Source organism: Altericroceibacterium xinjiangense (genome assembly GCF_003958635.1).
Classification (GTDB): domain Bacteria; phylum Pseudomonadota; class Alphaproteobacteria; order Sphingomonadales; family Sphingomonadaceae; genus Altericroceibacterium_A; species Altericroceibacterium_A xinjiangense.
The window spans coordinates 228,223-246,786 of record NZ_RSEK01000005.1 but is presented as its reverse complement, the minus strand read 5'-3'; the positions used below and the strand labels follow the sequence as shown (position 1 = coordinate 246,786).

General features: G+C 67.4%; 13 protein-coding genes. 2 read left to right on the top strand and 11 right to left on the bottom strand.

What is annotated here, in order from left to right; all coding sequences use genetic code 11:
- Positions 1–2 precede the first annotated feature (2 nt).
- The 9 genes from glgP to ELY13_RS08255 all read right to left on the bottom strand — a co-directional run bounded on the left by glgP (position 3) and on the right by ELY13_RS08255 (position 14,088).
- A complete protein-coding gene (gene glgP / locus ELY13_RS08295) occupies positions 3–1,658 on the bottom strand; it encodes an alpha-glucan family phosphorylase (RefSeq protein WP_241233601.1) in 1,656 nt (551 codons plus the stop codon).
- Positions 1,659–1,786: 128 nt separating this feature from the next.
- The gene (locus tag ELY13_RS08290) at positions 1,787–5,773 is read right to left on the bottom strand and encodes a hypothetical protein (RefSeq protein ID WP_126173419.1); all 3,987 of its coding nucleotides are present in this window, start codon (positions 5,771–5,773) and stop codon (positions 1,787–1,789) included.
- Positions 5,770–6,630, bottom strand: coding sequence for a hypothetical protein (locus ELY13_RS08285; RefSeq protein ID WP_126173418.1), 861 nt, complete (start codon positions 6,628–6,630; stop codon positions 5,770–5,772). The genes ELY13_RS08290 and ELY13_RS08285 overlap by 4 nt, the downstream gene beginning before the upstream one ends.
- A gap of 49 nt (positions 6,631–6,679) precedes the next feature.
- Positions 6,680–7,456 (bottom strand): hypothetical protein, encoded by a 777-nt coding sequence (locus ELY13_RS08280; protein WP_126173417.1) that lies wholly within the window; start codon positions 7,454–7,456, stop codon positions 6,680–6,682.
- Entirely contained in the window at positions 7,453–9,924 is a 2,472-nt protein-coding gene (locus ELY13_RS08275) for a poly-gamma-glutamate biosynthesis protein PgsC/CapC (protein ID WP_126173416.1), read from the bottom strand. Before ELY13_RS08275 ends, ELY13_RS08280 begins: the two co-directional genes overlap by 4 nt.
- Complete coding sequence (locus tag ELY13_RS08270; RefSeq protein ID WP_164549746.1) at positions 9,921–10,340, bottom strand: response regulator; 420 nt, start codon at positions 10,338–10,340, stop codon at positions 9,921–9,923. Before ELY13_RS08270 ends, ELY13_RS08275 begins: the two co-directional genes overlap by 4 nt.
- Positions 10,337–12,832 (bottom strand): HAMP domain-containing histidine kinase, encoded by a 2,496-nt coding sequence (locus ELY13_RS08265; RefSeq protein ID WP_126173414.1) that lies wholly within the window; start codon positions 12,830–12,832, stop codon positions 10,337–10,339. The genes ELY13_RS08270 and ELY13_RS08265 overlap by 4 nt, the downstream gene beginning before the upstream one ends.
- A gap of 12 nt (positions 12,833–12,844) precedes the next feature.
- The gene (locus ELY13_RS08260) at positions 12,845–13,774 is read right to left on the bottom strand and encodes a hypothetical protein (protein ID WP_126173413.1); all 930 of its coding nucleotides are present in this window, start codon (positions 13,772–13,774) and stop codon (positions 12,845–12,847) included.
- Positions 13,771–14,088: an Hpt domain-containing protein gene (locus tag ELY13_RS08255; RefSeq protein ID WP_164549745.1), complete on the bottom strand. Its 318-nt coding sequence runs from the start codon at positions 14,086–14,088 to the stop codon at positions 13,771–13,773. The genes ELY13_RS08260 and ELY13_RS08255 overlap by 4 nt, the downstream gene beginning before the upstream one ends.
- A 115-nt stretch (positions 14,089–14,203) precedes the next feature.
- Here ELY13_RS08255 and ELY13_RS08250 point away from each other — a divergent pair, with 115 nt between their 5' ends.
- A complete protein-coding gene (locus ELY13_RS08250; RefSeq protein ID WP_164549744.1) occupies positions 14,204–15,784 on the top strand; it encodes a GAF domain-containing sensor histidine kinase in 1,581 nt (526 codons plus the stop codon).
- Positions 15,771–16,154, top strand: a complete 384-nt coding sequence (locus ELY13_RS08245) for a response regulator (RefSeq protein WP_126173410.1) — start codon at positions 15,771–15,773, stop codon at positions 16,152–16,154. Before ELY13_RS08250 ends, ELY13_RS08245 begins: the two co-directional genes overlap by 14 nt.
- A gap of 6 nt (positions 16,155–16,160) precedes the next feature.
- Here ELY13_RS08245 and ELY13_RS08240 read toward each other — a convergent pair whose 3' ends face one another.
- Both ELY13_RS08240 and ELY13_RS08235 read right to left on the bottom strand, forming a co-directional pair.
- Positions 16,161–17,495, bottom strand: a complete 1,335-nt coding sequence (locus ELY13_RS08240) for an NTP/NDP exchange transporter (RefSeq protein ID WP_206436011.1) — start codon at positions 17,493–17,495, stop codon at positions 16,161–16,163.
- Entirely contained in the window at positions 17,482–18,402 is a 921-nt protein-coding gene (locus ELY13_RS08235; protein ID WP_126173409.1) for an aldo/keto reductase, read from the bottom strand. Before ELY13_RS08235 ends, ELY13_RS08240 begins: the two co-directional genes overlap by 14 nt.
- Positions 18,403–18,564 lie beyond the last annotated feature (162 nt).

Below are 18,564 nucleotides of genomic sequence, written 5' to 3'. Positions count from 1 at the left end.
CCTTACCCGGCGGGCAGGCGGTATGCCTCTGCCGCGTATTCGTGCATCGGGCGGATCGCGCTGAAGCGCGGGCCGACGGTCGCCACCGCGTCGCGCATCATGCAATGCCACCGGTCGCGGTGCTCGTACCATTCCGGCAGGACCTGCTTTTCCAGCATCTCGAGCAGCAAGGGACCGTGTTCGTCCGGGTCCCCGCCTTCCTGGCCGATCGCCCAGCCATTGCGGCCCTCGCGGTAGCCTTCCAGCCACCAGCCGTCCCGGGTGCTGAGGTTGAGGACGCCGTTCACCGCGGCCTTCATCCCGCTGGTGCCCGACGCTTCCAGCGGAGGGATCGGCACGTTCAGCCAGACATCGGTCCCGGCGACCAGCTTTGCCGCAAGCTCAAGGCCATAGCCGGGCAGGAACACCACCGAAAGGCGCCCGCGCGAATCCCGCGCCGCCTGATGGATGCGGGCGATTTCCGCGTGACCGGTATCGTCCTTCGGGTGGGCCTTGCCGGCCACCAACACGCTGAACGGCTGCCGTTCGGCAATCTCCAGCAGCCGCTCCAGATCATGGAACAGCAGCGCGGGCCGCTTGTAGCCCGTCATGCGGCGGGCATAGCAGAGGATCGGCGCGTCCGGATCAAGGGCAATGCCGCTCAGCCGCTCGACTTCCCCGATCAAGTGCGTCCGTGCCTTGCCATGCGCCTTGGCCACTTCCTCGGGCTCGATTCCGGCAATCCGGCGCAGGCAATCGGGATCGGTTCGCCAGCCCGGTGCGTCCCGATCGAACACGTCGGCCATCGCCGGAGCCGTCCAGCGCCCGAGATGGACCCCGTTGGTCACCGCGTGGATCGTCACGCCCGGGTACATCTCCTGCGCGGTTTCGGCGTGGCGGCAGGATACCGCGTTGGAATAGCGGCTCATCCCGAGGGCGAGCAGGGTCATGTCCAGTTCGGGCTCACCCGGCACCAGCCGTTCCAGCAGGCCGCGGGTCTGTGGGCCAAGCACGCGCTCCGCCAGCGACAAGGGGAACCGGTCACGCCCGGCGGCCACAGGAGTGTGGGTGGTGAACACGCACCGATCCCGGGCCTCGTCCACGCTTGCCCCCTTTCGCACCAGCTCCACCGGCAGCAGGGCGGCATGCCCCTCGTTGAGGTGGAAGGTCGCGATCGTGCAGCCGAGTGCCTTCAGGATATGCGAGGTGGCCATTCCAAGTACGGCTTCCTGCAACAGCCGGTAGCGCTCGTCCCCGCCATAGAGGCGTCCAGTCAGCTTGCGGTCCTCTGCGCTGTTTTCCGGCAAGTCGGTGTCGAGCAGCAAGGTCGGGATGCGCGCGCCGCCTTCCCCTTGCAGCTCATGCACCCAGGCGCGCACCGCGACCTGGCGCCCTTCCAGCACGATCCGCACCACCGGGTCGAGCGGCTTCGCCCATTTTTCGAGGTCCCACGGATCGGGTACGTCGATCTGGTGCCCCTGGGCATCGATCCCCTGCCGGACATAGCCTTCGCGGCTGGCGAGGGTGACGAACACCATCGGCAGCCCGATATCGGCCGCCGCCAGGGCATAGTCCCCGGCCAGCACGCCCAACCCGCCGCTGTAGCAGCGCATTCCGGGCTCAAGCGCGATTTCCATCGTCACAAAGGCGATCGAGGCAGATTTCAGGCAGTCGGTCACAGCAGGCAAGACAAGTCCTCATGTTTGGAGAGGGAGAGGCGAATGGGTCGGATGATGACCCAATTCCTCACATTTGCTGATGTTCCGCGGCGGCTGGCACATCCGGGGCAGCAGCCGGAGCGCCGCGATCAGGCCCTGCGGCGCGCGGCGATGTCCTTGGCCAGCCAGCCGCCTTTCTGGCGGGTGTTGAGGGCTTTCAGCTCGCTTGCGGCGCGCTGGGAACTGATCCGCTCGTCAGCCAGCTCGCGGTAGATGAAATCGGCCTTCTTGCGCCGCCGGACGGCATCGCTCCCATCCAGGAATGCTTCCAGCCAGACGATCGCCCGCCGGGTACCCGCCCGGCCGGCTGGCGTCCCGCCGCTTTCCGCATCCGGGCCGCTCTGCACCCGCAGCTGTTCTTCCAGCCGCCTCTCGATCAGCCGCAGCTGCGCCTGCGCGATTTCCCCTTCGTTGCCCTGGCGGGCACGCAGTTCCCGAATTGTTGCCCCGACCAGCTCCGCTGACAGCACGCCGTACTCGCGAAAGCCCGCCAGCCCATCGAGCCCCCGGTGGACCAACGCAGGATTGTCGCTCAGCGCCTGGGCGCAGGCGCGGTGAACCGTTTCCCATGCATGCCAGCGGTAGACGAAATCCAGACCCGTCCCCTTGATGTTCTGCATCCCCATGATCCGGTTCCGAAAACCTGGCGGGGTCAGGCTGGCCAGCTGTCGGACAATCTGCTCCCCGGTGGCGTGGTAGTTCTCAACCACCACGATCTTGCGCTGAAACCATTCGCGCGCCCGCTCACGCAGTTGCGCATCGATCGCGGCCGGATCCCTGCCGGAACGCAGCGCAGCCTCCAGTGCCTGATACTCCTGCAACTGGAGCAGACATCCCCGGTAATGGTCCGCAATGCCTTCGGCTTCGGGCAAACCGCTTTGCCGCAGGAGGTCCGGCACGGCCGCCGCGTCTGCCGACTGCGCACGGTCGAGCCATTCCTGCCCGCCCGGCTGGGCGCGAAGCATGGCGAACAGCACCGCCTGCAGCTGGTCGGGCCGGTGAACCACCCGCAGCCGCCGCGCCCAACCCTCCAGTTCCTGCGCCGGATCGGCTTCCCGGTTGCCTGGCCACAAGCTGATGCCCGGGGCGAATTCCTCCCACGCTTCGGCGATGAAGCCCTGCAACCCTGCCAGGTTCGATCCGATCAGCACGTGGCGGTCGGCGGAGATATCCTTGACGATGATCGAGGCGAACACGCGGGACCGCGGGACCCGGTCTGCCCGGTTGTTGATCACGGTGGTGATCCACACGTCCGGCTCCGCAACGGGATCGTGCCGGTCGAACCCGACGCGGACCCAGTTGCCCAGCGCGCCGAACCGCTCATTCGCGGAATTGCCGAGAACGAACTCCAGCCGGCGGGAGCGGACGTGCGCCTCGGGATAGACCTTCAGTGCGCCGATGTCCTGCACCACCCGGTCGGCCATCTCCTTGATGGCGAAGTCCGGCTCCAGCCCCAGCCGCGTCGCCATTGCGGTGACCAGTGCGATGTTGGACGGGTGTTCCTCATAGGGAAAGCGAGCCAGCAGTTCATCCGGGATCAGCTCCGCTTCCAGCCAGCCAACCGAATCGAATGCGGTCTTCAGCCCATGGGCCGCATCGCGCAAGATCGGCCGCATCTGCTCCTCGCTGGTGATCAGCGCGCCGCCCGGCGGGATGAAGTTGGTCATCACCTCGGGAATGTTGCGCCCGGCGGGGCCCTGCACGTCCTCGTGATCGGGATAGGTGTTGGTGATGGTGGAGATATCGTCCCGCATCCAGTCGCGCTGCAGCACTTTCACGTAGGACGGCGTCAGCCCCATGCATTCCCACAGGAAGACCCGGGCGCGCAGCTTGCTGGACAGCAGCACCAGGTTCATCTGCTCCCAGATCGTCGCCTTGTCGTAAGGGCGAAACAGGAACAGCTCCCGCACTTCGCCGAACGGGAGCGCGAACAGGAACATCGCCTCGTTGCCCGTCGTCTTGGACACGAACGGATGGCCGAGCGCGCTGAACACCGCCGCCTTCAGCCGCTCCGTCCCTGATTTGCCGCGCGTGCCCCAGCCGCCGACCACCAGCGCGATTCCTTCGCGCGCCTTGCGCAAGGACCGGCCGCGCACGAAGTGGCTGACCAGGAAGTACGCGCCGATCGCCAGCAGGAACAGCACCAGCTGCCCCAGCGTGTTGGCATAGACGGAGCTGAAATAGGTCTGCGCCCGTTCCCAAAACGCAGGGATGGCCAGCAGCGGCGCCGGAGCGACGGAAAAGAACTGCGCCGCGTGCGGGTCCAGTTTTCGCCCGGAATGGGGCCGGATCGACAGTTTCACACCCAGCTTCGCCAGCGCCCGTGCATAGGCATCGGGCGGGGTTCCGCTGCCTCCGGCCCAATTGCGCAGGGCCGCGTAGTCGGCAAAGCGCCAGCTCAGGCGAAGCCGCGCGCGCAGCCGGTCGGTAAAGCGGCCGGGCGTGCGGATATCCGTTACGCCTTCGGCCGAATAGACGGAAACCACGCCGCCGGTGTCGATTGCCGACAGGACCATGTCCGGCAGCGGCAGCCAAGGCCGCCAGTTGCCGTCCGCCGGCTGGAACAGCGGCTCCCCCGGGACTCTGGTGGGCGCCAGCTCAGCCATAATCGCGCTCGGCGCGATCGTGCGGCCGCACCACACCCGGCCAATCCCGTGGGAAAAACCCTGCCGCTTCTCGGAGCCGGGATTGCGCCATTCGTGCAGAACGCGCCAGCTGCGGAACACGAAACGCTCCCCGCGCCGCACTTTGCCGCTTGGCAGCAGCTCGAACCCGAAGTCGCGCTGGGCCAGCACGGACAGAATGCGGCCGACGTGCTCCGGATCGCGCGCGATGTCGTCTTTCAGCCCGGGAACGGCAGCCGCCCGTCCTTCCGGCAAGATCCCGACTGCGGCCTGAATACGTGCGGCGATATCGCGGGCGGACGGATCGGCGGCACACCATAACTGCTCCGCCGCCGCGGCAGCCCAGCGGCGCACCTTCAGATCCTCGTGCCCGACATGGGCGGACGCGATCGCCGGCTGGAGCGTGTCGCGCAGGGCACCGGCGCGTGCGGTGTCGGCCCAGGCCCATTCACACGCGGCGTGCAGGGCGCTGCGCACCGCCAGCGGGCTTTCGTCCCGCTCGATCGCGTCCCGCAACAAGCCCGTCGCAGCCTGTTCACCGATTCCTTCGCACAAGCCCGGGACCTGCAGCAGCGCCATTGCCCGAACTTTCGGGTCTTCGTCGCTGGTCAGCGCAGCGGCGAGCCTAGCCGCTGCGGGTCCGATCCGGGCGAGCTGCTCGGCCACGCACTGCCGGACAGCCGCGCTTGAATCTTTCAGGGCAAGCGCCAGCAGATCGTCGCGGGCGGCTGCAAGCTGCGGGGATCGCGCCACCAATCGGACCGCGTGGCGGCGGAGGAACACGTCGTCCCCGCCCGCCGGATGGGCCAGCCGGCGCCGGATCGCTTCCATCGCGGATTCGGGAGAAGCCAGCGCGAGAGCCGAAAGGGCTTCGCACTGGGCCCAGGTCGTTTCCGCCGGTTGCAGCGCGGCGCGCTGCGCCTGCCACAGCATGGCTTCCGGGCAGCGGGCGGCATCTCCCTCCAGCGCGGCCCGCAAGCAAGCGAACCCCGCCTCCCGGACGCGCGGATCGCGCTTATAGGCCCACGCCTGCCCGATGGCCTGTTCCACGTCCTTGCGCGCCAGCTGGCCGGCCGCCGCAGCTCCGAGCGCGCGCAGCGCGAAGACGATCGCCCGCTCCTCTTCGCCGACCCGCCAGCGAACGCGCTGGATCACCGCTTCGCGGTCGAAATACCGATTGAGCGCCTGAATATCGCCCTGCAGCTGCTTGCCGGAAGCGCCGATCCGGCGGGCAAGTTCCAGGATGGCGGCTCGCCGCTCCCGCGCATCGTAAGCGGCCTGGTACCGGGTCTGGAACTCCGCCTCGCCTTCGGCCAGCTCCGCGATGTGCGCAAAGCGGGCACGGACCCAGGCGGCGATCGCCGCCGCATCGGGCGCAGCGCCAAGATCGCGGATGAAGCGGGCTTCGAGGTCCTGTTCGATCCGGCGGATTCCCGCTTCGGCTTCCCTCACAAGCCGGCCTCAAGGCATTGGCCGAGCTGCGCCCGGAGGCTGGCATCTCCGGCCAGTTCCTGCCGAAATGCGAGCGACAGTTCCACATGGACGAACCCGCCGAAACCGGCGGAACGCAGCGCCTGTCCCTGGGTGTTGGTCCGCGCCCCCAGTTCCTGCGTGTCGACCGGGAACAGCAGAACCGGATGGTTCGGCAGTTCCACCTTCAGGCAATCCCCGACCGCCTGCACTGCCGGGGTGACGCGGTCGGTCCCGCCGCTGAGGATAACGGCCGAAGCGCGCGCGGGGGCCGTCGTGCGGCGGTTCACGTCGAAACCGTGGATCTGGACCACGCGTCCTGCGGGATAGGCTTCGGCGAAAGCGCTCGAAAAGGCGGTAAAGAAATGCCGCCGGATATGGGCGATATCGCTTCCGCCCTGGCCGCATTCGCCGTCGGCCCGGCGCGGGATGCTGTTCCACGCCGCCGCCGCCGGGTTTCTTTCCAGGAACAAGCGGTAGGTGATCGTGCCGGTCAGGCGGTCCGCCCCCCGGTGCGGCGCGCCGATGAACAAGGGGAGCGGATCTTCTGCGGGGGGCCGAACGGCGTAGATGCCGCCGCCGCGGCAGCCATCCACGGTCGGCTCCAGGACGGTGCCGCTGAACGACTGGCTGAACGGCGCGACGAACGCTCGCGAGAACACTTGCGGGAACGAGGGTGGGGCCGACGGGGTAATGGACGCGAAAGCAAACCCTGTCGGCGGCACCGTGTCGCCAGCCAGGAGGCCGCGAAAGCGGGTTTTCGCAAGGTCGTAATCGCCTTGATCGATCTCGATTGCGCTGCTCCGCTCGAGTGCGTCGGGAAACAGGGCAGCGCTCATGGCCAAGGCTCCTGTGGCGAGAAGGGAAAGCGCGCGAAGCGGCATGGCTCTAATCTTTCCGGTCCAGAAGCTGCCGTCTGCGGCCGGGGCGTTCATACAGCGCACTGAGCCGGTAATCGCGCCCGCGAACGCCGGATGGCCCGACCGGATGCCACTCGCGCCTGAGGATTCTCTCCTGTTCCGCCACGCCCACGCGATCGGGGCCGAGCGGGTTTCCCGCGGTGAGGCTCTCCCGTTCGTCGGCGCTCATCCGGTCCCAGCCGACCTCCAGCTGACGCGCCGATACGGGCCGGTACTCCTGCACCCGGGCGAGTATCCGGCCTACGCCCGGTCCCAGCGCAACTTGCGCCAAGCGGATGGAAGACACCGGCCGCTCAAAATCAATCAACATCGCATCCCCTCCTGAAGGTACCAATCCACTTTCATCGCCGGTGAACGCATGGGGAAGCAGCCGCCCCTCGGACTCGCGCCCATCAGGCCCGCGAACGTAAAGCCGGACAGAACGCAGGTATATGTTACGGTCCACTACCGTGCGCCCCTGTTCGTCCCGGGCTTCGACATGGTAGGCGTAGGTCGGCTCAGGCCCCACCGGCACCGCATCGGCGTTCGTCAGCAGCCGGACGTGTTCCTGCGGGCGGCTGAAGACGAACTCCGTCGGTTCGGCTCGCAGGGGATAAACCAGGCTGGGGACCACGTCCTTGAAGCGTTCGCCCCTGTCCGGCGTGACGGACAGCCAGTCCGGCAGGCGCGCCCAAAAGCCCAGCGCCAGCGCTGCCACGACGCTGCAGACGAACAGCGCCAGCAGCAGGCGGCCCAGCAATCTCATGCGCCGTCTCCCGACGAAACCGGGACCCAGAGGATCGCCACTCGCGCGTCCAGCGCTTGCCGGGCGTAACGCAGCTGCGGCGCCGGCCCGATCTCCAGCCCGGCCGTGGCCGCACCCCAGTCCAGCAGCCGGACATCCAGGCCAAGACGGCGCAGCCTCTGCGCCAGTCGCTGTCCGAACCCGCCCACAGGCTCCATCCGGTCAGCGGCCAGCACCAGTCCGGTGGCGTCGGCACCTTCCGCAGCGCCCCCGCCTTCACGAGTGGGCCGGGCGCGGACCTGCAGGATGAATCGTTCCCCGGCCGGTTGCCGGAGCAAGGCCTGCGTGACGAGATCCGGTACCCGATTGCTGCGCTCGTCCAGCCGGTCTTCGTTCGAAACCACGATCAATGCCCGCGCATCCAGCTGGCGCAGCAGGGTGAGGGCGCGCTCCATCAATTCCGGGTCGGCGGGCACTTGCAGGACCGGGCCGGACGCGCCGGGACGCAGGAGATAGCGTTCCTCCGCCTTGCCGCGCCGATCGATCGCCACACGCTGCCTTGCTTCTCCTTCCGCTTGCGCCGTGACGGCAAAGCCAAGCGCCGCGGCGGCCGGGTTGACGGCCGGAACGGCACCGGCACCTGTCCGCAGCAGCGGGCCCAGCACCTCGAAGTCGAAGAAGGCGAGCTCATCTGCGGTCAGCGGGCGCGATTCCGCAACCCGGTTCCCGGCGGGAGCCCGCACGAGCAGGTGGCGAACCGCGTCGTGTGTCAGCAGGAGCCGGGATGATGCCGCCGCCGAAGGCGCCGCGAAGCGGAGCCGAAAGCGCGGAAAGGCCGATTGCAGCCGCGCCAGGTCCAGCCGCGTGCCCATGTCGCCTACCAGTTCCAGCGCCGCGCCGCTCCCTTGCGCCCCCGCGATCTGCAGGCAGTCCGGCACGGCTTGCCCGAACAGCCTGGCGGGCGCTCGCGCCACGTTGCGGCCGGATGCCAGATCTCCCCCGATTGCCAGCCAACGTGCCTGCTGAAGATCGGCCAGGCGAACCGCGGCCGTGCCGAGCCCCGGCAGGCTCACCGGATCGCGCAGCTGAAGGCAGAGGGAACCCGGTGCCGAAGGATCGAACAGGAACGCGGCCCCCCTCCCTGCAAGCGGGGTCACCGCCAGCCGCCCCCCGGCCACCGGTCCGACCCGGTACCCCGCCTCGCCCAGCAGGGGATCGGCTTCGGCCGCACGGCCCGCGTCGACCAGTGCGATGCCGCTGCGAAAGTCGTCGATTGCGGAAAGCGGTATCCGGCCCGCGTCGCCCCGTTCCCGCCGGGCGGCGCCGATAGCCGCCGCCGCGATCCGGCCCGGAACGGCAACGGAGCCGGAGCCGCCCGGCTGCGCGATCGCGACGTCTGTCCGGGGAAGAGCCAGTGCCAGCGCGAATCCGATGGCGCTGCCAAGCACCGCCCCGAGAAAGCTGGTCTGCACCGTCAGGCGCATGACCCGCGTCAGGATTCCCTTGTCGTGCGCCTTCAGCGCGATCAGCGTCGGCAGCAGGTAACCGAAACCGTAGTAGTCGTTGATCCGGTCCTCGACACCCGCCCAGCCGAGCGCGTGTCCCAGGACCAGCCGGTAGGCGAAGCTGATGTTGAAGAAGAGCAGGATCTTGCGCGCACCCTCGACCGTGCTGCCCGCGAACATACGGCTGGACAGCAGCGCGCTTCCCAGCCCGAAGATGATCAGCGCCTCTGCCACCGACGTCAGGATCTTCCACGGCTGATACCATTGGAGCGCCAGCAGAGCGGGGATCAGGATGCCGCTGAAGTCCCATCCGTACCGCAGGTTCAACCGCGAGGCGATCAGGGCCGTGGTGATCAGGATGATGTAGGCCTTGGGGCTGGCAAGGATCGAGCTGGCGAAATTCTCGTACAGATAGGCGACCGACCCGATCCGGAAGTTGGTGAATTCCATCAGCCCGAAGCGGACGATCAGGAACGTCGCCCCGATCGTTACCAGCGCCTGCGTCATTCCCCTTGCGAAGCCGGGCTTCCACAGCTGATTGGCCAGCAAGGCCACCACGATGAGGCCGAAGCTGTGGAGGTTGTTCCCCCAGTCGAAATCGAGGCCGTAACGGCTGTCGATCGCCTTGGCGGCAAGCGGCAGCAGCCATCCGTCCAGCAGCAGCCGCACCGCGACGCTCACCAGGATCAGGCCCATGAACCGGTCGCGGCCGAAAAAGCTGCTCCAGCGCGTCGGCCCGGAAAACCGTTCCGACAGCAGCCAGAACAGGCCGTAAGTGATCGCGCCCTCGATGATCACCACGACGCCCGATACGGGCTTGGAAATCAGCAGCGGGACGAGGTATCCCGGCACGACCAGGCCCGAAAGAACCCAGCCGAACCGCAGGTTAAAGAACGTGACCACCAGCACGCCGACCCAGACGGTGGTGATGACCGAACTGGCCAGGCTGCCGTCGGGCAGGATCGGAAGGGCGAACCCGTTCATGCCCCGCCGTTGCTTTTCCCGGCGTTGCCCGTGCCTGCTTCGCTTTGTTCACGCTCCAGCAGCGAACGCACGAGGCCGAGCAGCTCTTCCTGATCGATCGGCTTGCGGGCAACGGCCGCAGCCCCGGCCCTCAGGGCGCGATCGGTCATGTCCGGTGTGGTGCTGGCGGACAGCACAAGCACCGGCGGCCGGCGCTCTGCGCTCCGGCGGAACTCTTCCAGAAATCGCATGCCGTCCATGACCGGCATCAGCAAGTCGAGGATCACGAGATGGAACGCATCGCGTTCCGCCTGCTCCAGCCCGGCAGCGCCATTGTCGGCGCAGGCGACGGAATACCCCTCGACCTCCAGCACCATCTCGACCAGCTCTCGCAGGAGGGGATCGTCCTCTACCAGCAGTATGCGTGTCGTGCTCATGTCTTCCTCAACCGCAGAACGAACCGGTAACCCTGCCCCACGTCGCTTTGCGCGGTCAGCTCGGCTCCCCATGCGGGAAGCTGGCGCATTGCCCGCTGAAGGATCCGGAACGGAGAGCGGTGATCCTGCTGCGGCGCGTGCAGGGAGTCGGCGAACCGGGCCGCGGGAAGACCGAAGCCGCCCTGCATCGCGATTTCACTGCTCTCCTTCCGCTCGATCAGGTCGACAGCGATCTCCGAACCGCGGGAGCTGTCGCTGACGATGATCTGCAGCATCGCCTCGATCAGGCAATCGAGCTGGTCGGGCTCAGCCAGCACCAGCGAGACAAGCTCCGGCTGGTGCACGCGCACGTGCGCTCCGGCCCGTTCCGCGTCCGGCCCGATCCTGGCCAGCGCCCGGTCCAGGGCCGACCGCGGATTGAGCGGGTAGGCCCGGGTTTCATTCTCGAACAGGGAGGATTCCACCAGGTGGTCCAGCGACCGGAGCGTGCCACCTGCACGCTGAGCCGCCTGCGCGATCATCTGCAGGGCCCGGGTACGCCGTTCGGGGGCAAACCGTTCATCGGCCGCGAGCCGGGTGGCCAGCGTGATCGCTTCCAGATCGTTGCGCAGCTTCGCGTCGATCTCACCGGCCAGTTCTGCCTCGATCCGGGTCAACCGCTCCAGTTCGGTGACGTCGTTCACCTCGAACAGGAGATCCCCTTCGATGCGCGCCGCGCGGACCGTGTAGTGCCGCCCCCCGATTTGCGTGCGGGTGCCAAGGCGCGCCTGGCCGCCGTGCCGGACCAGGTATCCCAGCGTGCGGCGGGCGTCCTCCATCTCCAGCCCGGCCGCCGCCACCGCAAAGTCGACCGGAGTGGTACGGGACAGCGAAAGCCCGGCCTTCTGCAGCAACCGCTCCATACTCTCGTTCGCCTGGAGCGGAACGCCGGCCGGATCGAACAGGATGATCGCAGCCTGCAGCCCGGCAAATGCCCGCGCCACCTCGTGATTGCGCGTGATGATCCCGGACAGGGCCCGGTCGAGCCGATCCTCCGGCTCCTGCCAGTCCGCGTGGGGCCGGGCCCGGTCAAGCCGCTCAAGTGCATGGCGCGCCAGCCGTCCGGCGGCGGCCTGGACGTGGTCCCGCTCCGCCGAGGCCTGCGGAGTGGTAAAGACCCAGTAAAGCCCCGCCTCCCCTCGGGAATTGAGCCGGACGACCTGCACATCGCCCCGGCTGCCGATGCCGGACGCGATTACGGGTGCCCCCGGCACAGCGTCGGCGCGGTCGAAATCGCGCGAGCGAGCGAGGCTTCCCTCCGGACTTCCACTCTCGTGAAGGGGCGCACCGAACACCGCCAGCGGATGGAAGGCGCCCTCTGCGCTCTCGCTCAGGACCAGGCTGTTCTCCACCCCCGTCAGCCGCGCTGCGGCCGAAAAGAATTCCGCCCACCGCTCCTCGTCCGGAATGCGGTGGGGAGAACGAAGTTGGGCCGCCGACCGGTCACCCAGCAGCAGCAGCTTGCGCCGGATGGCCGCTTGTTTGCGAAAGGCAGCCCTCAGCGCCAGAACCAGAGCGATCAGGATGATTTCCACCAGCGGCAGCAGCAGTCCGGCCGTGCCGATCAGCGCCATGCCCCCCGCCACCGCAAGGGCACCGGCAAGAACAATGCCCGGCACTTGCCGCCGAAGGGGCGCCAGCCCTCCGATCGCGCCGGCGAGCAGTGCAAAGAGAACCAGCAGCACGGCGGAAGGCAGACCCCGGATCGCGATCACCGTCCGCTCGGTCAGGACGCTCTGCAGCGCCCGTGCGTGGAATTCCGCCGCGCTGACCATCGGCGCGCCCGGCAGGGTCGATACCCGGTAGCGCTCCGCATCCTGGAAAGCGGGCGGGCCGACTACTACGATGAGGCCGGTCAGGCTGCCGGGCGGCAGGTGCCCGGCAAGCACCTGCGCTCCCTCCAGCACCGGCATGATCTCACCCGGCGGCAACCCGGCCAGACGCTCCGGATGGGAGGAGATCCCGGTGGTCACGATCCCTTCCAGGGTGGGAATGGGACCGTCTTCTCCCAGCAGCCATAACAGGAACCGGCGGGTGGTCCTCTGCCCGGGCGGGACGATTTCGGCCGCTACCCGTCCGATCGGCTTCGCCGGCAGGACCCAGACTTCGCCTCGCGGGTGCTGGTCCGGCTGTACTCCGGCCACCGCGCCTTCCGGCACGGGAGCGCTGGCATCCGGCAGGACGAGCATCACGCCGTCGGCCCCGAGGCCGCGCAACCGTTCAGTGATGCGAGCCGCGTCCTCCGGTTCAGCGCGGACTACCAGCACCTGCGGCTTTTCCGGGGACACGCGGGCGACCGCCAGATCGAATAGAAATCCGTTGCCAACACGCAGCAGGCCCAGTTCGCCGATCGCGGCCACGGTCAGCCCAAGCAGGACAGGAAACAGGGCAAGGCTCAGGAAAGGATGGCGCAGCGGCCCCCACCCCTTCTCTCCCCCAGCGGCGCGTTCCACGTCTCCTGCCGTCTAGAAGGCGTGCCGGAACGTCAGCGTAAGGCGGTTGCCGTCGCGATCGAACCGGTCATCGTTGGAGCGGCGCAGGACCCTGCGGTAATCGAGATCGATCGAGTCGTCCCGGCTCAGCCCGTGCATCAGGCGCGCCTGGGGAATCCACAAACGCTCCCGCCGGGTGTCGCCACCCGGCGCGAAGCGCTGGTCCCAGGTCCAGCGACGGTGAACCAGCCCCGCCCGCACCCGCGTGCGCCGCGCCAGCGGCCGGGTGTAGTACGCCCCGGCGATCAGCCGCTCGTAATCCAGAGTATCGCGATCGGCTTCGGTCCATTCCTTGCGGACGGTCGCCACCACGTTATGCCAGCTGCCGATGCGGTAGCGGTAGCTGGCTTCGACATAGGGAGCCCAGGATTTCGCGCCGTCTTCGTACCAGCGCCGGCGCAGACCCGTCTCCAGAGCGGCCCGGTGGTCGCTGCGCTCAACCTGCAGTTGCCCCGCAAGGCTTGCCTGATCGGTGCCGCGCCGTTCCAGCGTGATGATGTCGGTCGATCCGGCCGCTTCGATGCCCAGCTGGACTCCGTCGCCCAGCCGGACGAGCTGGTCCACCGCAAGCCGGTTGGTCCAGCGGTCCTCCCGGGTGGTGTAGCCGTAATAGCCGCTGGATACCTCGATCTGCGTGGTATCCCCCGCGGGGTCGAACTGCACCCCGGCGTATGCCCGCCCGACGATGGCCGATCCGTCCAGTTCCTCATCCACCGTGCGCGCGGCATCGCTGGAATAGACACCGCCGACCGACACCCCGCCGTAAGGGTCGGGCGCAGCCAAGGCCGGGTTGGCAAGCCCCCCGGCGATCACCGCCGTCATCGCGACAATCCGAACGCGGAATCGGGGCCGAAACCCGGCTTGCCTTCCGGCCTGCGATCCGCAGCGCGGGCCTGCCGTCATTGCTGGTCTCCTTCGGCCTTCAGCAGCGCGGAAAGCCGCTGCACGGCAGCCTCGCACGTGCCCGGGGACGCGTCGGCATCCAGCGTGCGCTCGACTTCGGCTGCGGCCGCGCCGATCTTCGGATACCCGAAGCTGGGGGCCGATCCGGCCAGCTTGTGCGCTTCCTCCCGCACCGTGTCCGTGCTGCCTTTGCGCCAAGCGTCGAGCAGGGCCGTGCGGTCCCGCGACAGACGTTTTCGGAAACGCCCGCGCAATTCTTCCATGCGCCGCCGCAGGAGATCTTCCCGATCCTCGGTTTGGGTAGCCGGCTTCATGTGTCTTATGATAAGAAACTTTATTCCGATCCCGCCCATGAACGTCAGAAAATTGCTTCAAGAATGAACCTAGCGGCCGTTTACCTGTTGCCTCTCGTGCTGAAGGATGGCGACCATGGAAAATGACGGCATCGAGGAAGCGCGTCAGCGCGCGATAGAGCGGTACCGGCTCGGCGAGGGAAGAGAGGCGGAATTCGAAACCGTCACCCAGCTTGCCTGCGACATGTTCGAAGTGCCGATCGCATCCATCACCGTGCTGATGCGGGAGCGGCAGATGATGCAGGGCATATCCGGACTGGATGTGGACGAGACACCGCGCAAGATCGCCTTCTGCAACTTCACGGTGGAAGAATCCGGCATCTTCGTCGTCGAGGATGCGCGGGAGGATCCCCGTTTCTGCAACAACGTGGCGGTAACCGGTGAACCGCACCTCCGGTTCTATGCCGGGGCCCCGATCCGCGTCAAAGATGGCGTACCGATCGGGGCGCTGTGCCTGATCGACAGCAAGCCGCGAACGCTGTCGCCGGAGGACCGCCGGCGCCTGGAACTGCTGGCACAGACCGTGTCGGATCTGATCGAGCTGCGCATCGGAAGCCGGATAAGCGAGGAACGCGAACGGCAGCTGCAAGCCCAGACGGAACTGCTCTACGCCACCGTCAACCAGGCCCAGCAGGGGGTCGGTGTGTTCGGACCGGAAGGGGAACTGGTCTTGTCGAACGAGCGGCTGTTCAGCTTGCTGAACCTTGATCCGGAGCGGTTTTCGACCTGGAAGCCCTGTTTGGAAGAGCTTTTGTCCATCGCGGTCAACAGCGGGGCACTGGGAACGGAAGAACCCGAAAAGCTGGCTGCCTGCCTGCTGCTTCCCGAAGGGGCGCGGTACGAGCTGCGCGGAGCGGGAGGCCGCGTGCTGGACGCCTGGCACAGCGCAATGCCGGATGGGCGGACCATCCTGACCGTGGAGGACACGTCGGAGCGACGTCAGGCCGTACGGCTGAAGGACGATTTCATCGCTACCGTCAGCCACGAACTGCGCACCCCGCTGACGGCGATCCGGGGAGCGCTTGCGGTCCTCGGCTTCAAGACCGGCAGCACTCTTGAGCCGCAGAGCCGCCAGATGCTGGAAATGGCGACCCGCAATACGGAACGGCTGACCAGCCTTGTCAACGACATCCTGGACATCGAAAAGCTGGGTTCCGGCACTGCCGTCCTCATCCTGCAACCCATCGATCTTCGGCAGGTACTGATCGATGCCTGCGAACAGAACCAGCCGTACGCCGACGCGCACCAGGTGAAGATTCAGCTCGTCGCGGAGGAGACCCTGCCGGTCCTCGGGGATTCCCGCCGCCTCATCCAGGCGGTGACGAACCTGCTGTCCAACGCCTGCAAGTTTTCCCCGCCCGGATCGACGGTGACGGTCGCCGGCCTGCGCGAGGACGGCCGCGTCAAGGTCACCGTGGCCGACCGCGGCCCCGGCATCCCGCTTGAATTCCGGCAGCACATCTTCCGCCGGTTTGCCCAGGCTGATCCGGAACACCGGTCCGGCACGTTCGGCACCGGCCTGGGACTGGCGATCACCCGGACGATTGTGGATCAGCACAACGGAGAGATCGGATACGACAGCGAACTGGGCAAAGGGACCTGCTTCTGGTTCGCTCTCCCGCCCGAAACCACGGGGGCAGACGATGCGCGAGCTTGAGCGGGTCCTCCTGGTAGAAGACGATGCCGACATCGCGGAACTCGCGCGGATCGGGATCGAAGGCATCGGGGAGCTGATCTTTACCCACTATGCCTCAGGCGCCGACGCACTGGCGCACATCGAACAGGATGAGCCGGACCTGATCGTCCTCGACTACCGGATGCCCGGAATGAACGGCATCGAAGTGCTGGCGGAGCTCCGCACGCTGCGTGGCTGCAGGGACACCCCCGTAGTGTTCATGACCGCAAGCGTGATGCCCCAACATGTTGCGAGACTGCTTGGACTCGGCGCCGCCGCCGTGATCGAAAAACCGTTCGATCCGATCACGCTGGCCGATCGGCTGCAGGCGATCTGGCGGGAGCAGGCCTGACTGCCCTCATCCGGCTGACGCGGAGTGCGCCGGGACCCTTCCCGCATGTTGCGCGCCAGTGTTCCGGTCATGCCTTCGGCCGATCGCGAAGCCCAGCAGGGCCCAAATGCCGGCCAGTGCCGCGCCCCCGACCGCGGCGGCCGATGCCGTGCCGATGAGCAGAATTGCCGAATTCAACCAGGCGCTGAGCATGTCCCCGCCGCGATAGACCACGGTGTCGATCGCGTTCTTGGCCTTGTACTTGGCTTGTGGATCGAGGCTGGCGAACAGCATCTCACGTCCCGGGCGCACCAGCGCGTATTCTCCCACCCGGCGCAGGATCACCACGCCGGCCAGCACCGGGAACGTCGCCGTCACCGCCAGAAGACCGAAGCCGAGGATCATCAGCAAGGGGACGATGCCCAGCAGCACGCCCACCCCCAGCCGCTTCGCAATCCGGCCGGTGACGAACAGCTGGATGCCGATGGTGAGGGACTGCACCGCCGCGTCGATCGTGCCGAAGACTTGCGTCTGGCGTACCGGATCGGGAAACGTCGCATCGACGATCCGCGCCTGCTCCATGTAAAGGAAGGTCGATACGGACGCGAGCAGCAGCACGAAGCCGCTGATGCCGATCAGATACGGGGAGCGGGCGATCAGCGTCAGCCCGGCCCACACGCTGCCGCCGACAGGGCGCTGCGCGGGCTGGTCCACCGCTGCGGATGCGCCGCTCCACCGCAGCAGGAAGCGCACGCACACAAGGGTACCGAGCAGCAGCGCGGTGGACAGCAGCAGCAATCCCGCATGGCCCACCGTGCCCACCAGTCCGGCACTCAGCAACGGTCCGGCCAGTCCGCCCAGGCTGGCCCCGGCGGCGATCTGCCCGAACAAGCGGTGCGCCTGATCGGCCCGGAAAAGATCGGCCATCAGGCTCCAGGCAATCGAGATCACGAACAGGTTGAACACCGACAACCAGATGTAGAACGCTCGCGCGACCCACACGTTCAGCGGATCGAGGTACAAGGCGGCGGCGAACCCACCCATCACCATGCCCGAAAACCCATAAGTCACCGGCACCAGCGCCCGGCGCGCAACCGTGCGGCTGATCCAGCCGTACACCGGCACCACTGCAAGCGTGGCGACGAACGTGCCCATGAACAGCCACTGGATGTTCTCCACCCCGCCCGCGATGCCGAACGTCTCGCGCACCGGCCGCAGCATGAAGTAACTGGCGAACAGCAGGAAAAACAGCAGGAACCCGCCGATCACCGCCGGGATTTCCTCCGGCTCCGCAACGATGATCCGGGAAAGGGGCCGCGTCCGCCGCTTGCCCCCCGCGTTCATCCTGTCAGAGCGCGTCAATGAACCGCTCCATCCGCTGCCGCATCGCGGCATCGGGGAGCGGACCGCGCGCGGCGGCCAGGTTGTCGTCGACATAGCGCGTCTGCGCCATGCCCGGGATCGCGATGGGCCGCGACGGGTGGGAAACGATGTACTTCAGGAACACCTGCGCCCAGCTGTCCGCGCCGATTTCCGCCGCCCAGGCCGGCAGCGGCTTGCCGCGCGTCGCTTCGAACAAGCGGCCCCGGCCGAACGGGAGGTTGATCATCGGGGCAAGCCCCAAGTCCTGCGCCAGCGGCAGGATGCGCTCGCCCGCGTTGCGGTTGTCGAGCGCGTAATCGACCTGGATAGCGTCAATCGGCTCACGCCGTATCAGCGCCTCGAAATCCGAATACTGCGGATCAAAGGACGTCGTCACTCCGATTGCGCCGATCCGGCCCGCCTGTTTCAGTTCGCGCAAGTACGCCAGCTGGTTGGCGGAATCGCGCAAGTTGTGGACCGCAATCAGGTCGATGTACCCGGTGCGCAGCTTGCGGAAGGAATCCGCGATCTGCGCCCGGCCTTCCTCCGGACTGTCCGCGCCGACCTTGGTCGCCAGGAACAAGCGGTCACGCACCCCAAGCTCCTCGATCAGTTGCCCGATCACCTCTTCTGCCCGGCCATAGGACGGCGCCGTGTCTATCACCTTGCCGCCCAGTTCCGCAAACCGGGCGATGGTGGCGCGCAACGGAGCCCAGTCCTCCGGCGCCTGCGGGTCCTGGTAACTGCGAGCCGTGCCCATGCCGACCAGGGGCAGTGCGCCCGCCCGGCCGATCGGCCGCGTGTGATACGGCAGGTCGGGAGAAACGGCGAACAGCGGCGCCGAATGGGCAAGGATCGGAAGCGATGCCAGCGCGGCGATGAAGGTCCGGCGGTCGGTACAAGTCATCGAATGCTCCTTTCGCGATTTGCGCAGAAACGGGCGTGCGGAACGGAAGACTCGCGGCAGCTTACTCCAACCGCTGCTTTTGCCTAGCCGGCATCAAGATTGGTATCTGATTGAACACTCTGGCGATTTGCGCGTTAGGTCTACATATCGCCCGTTACGCCA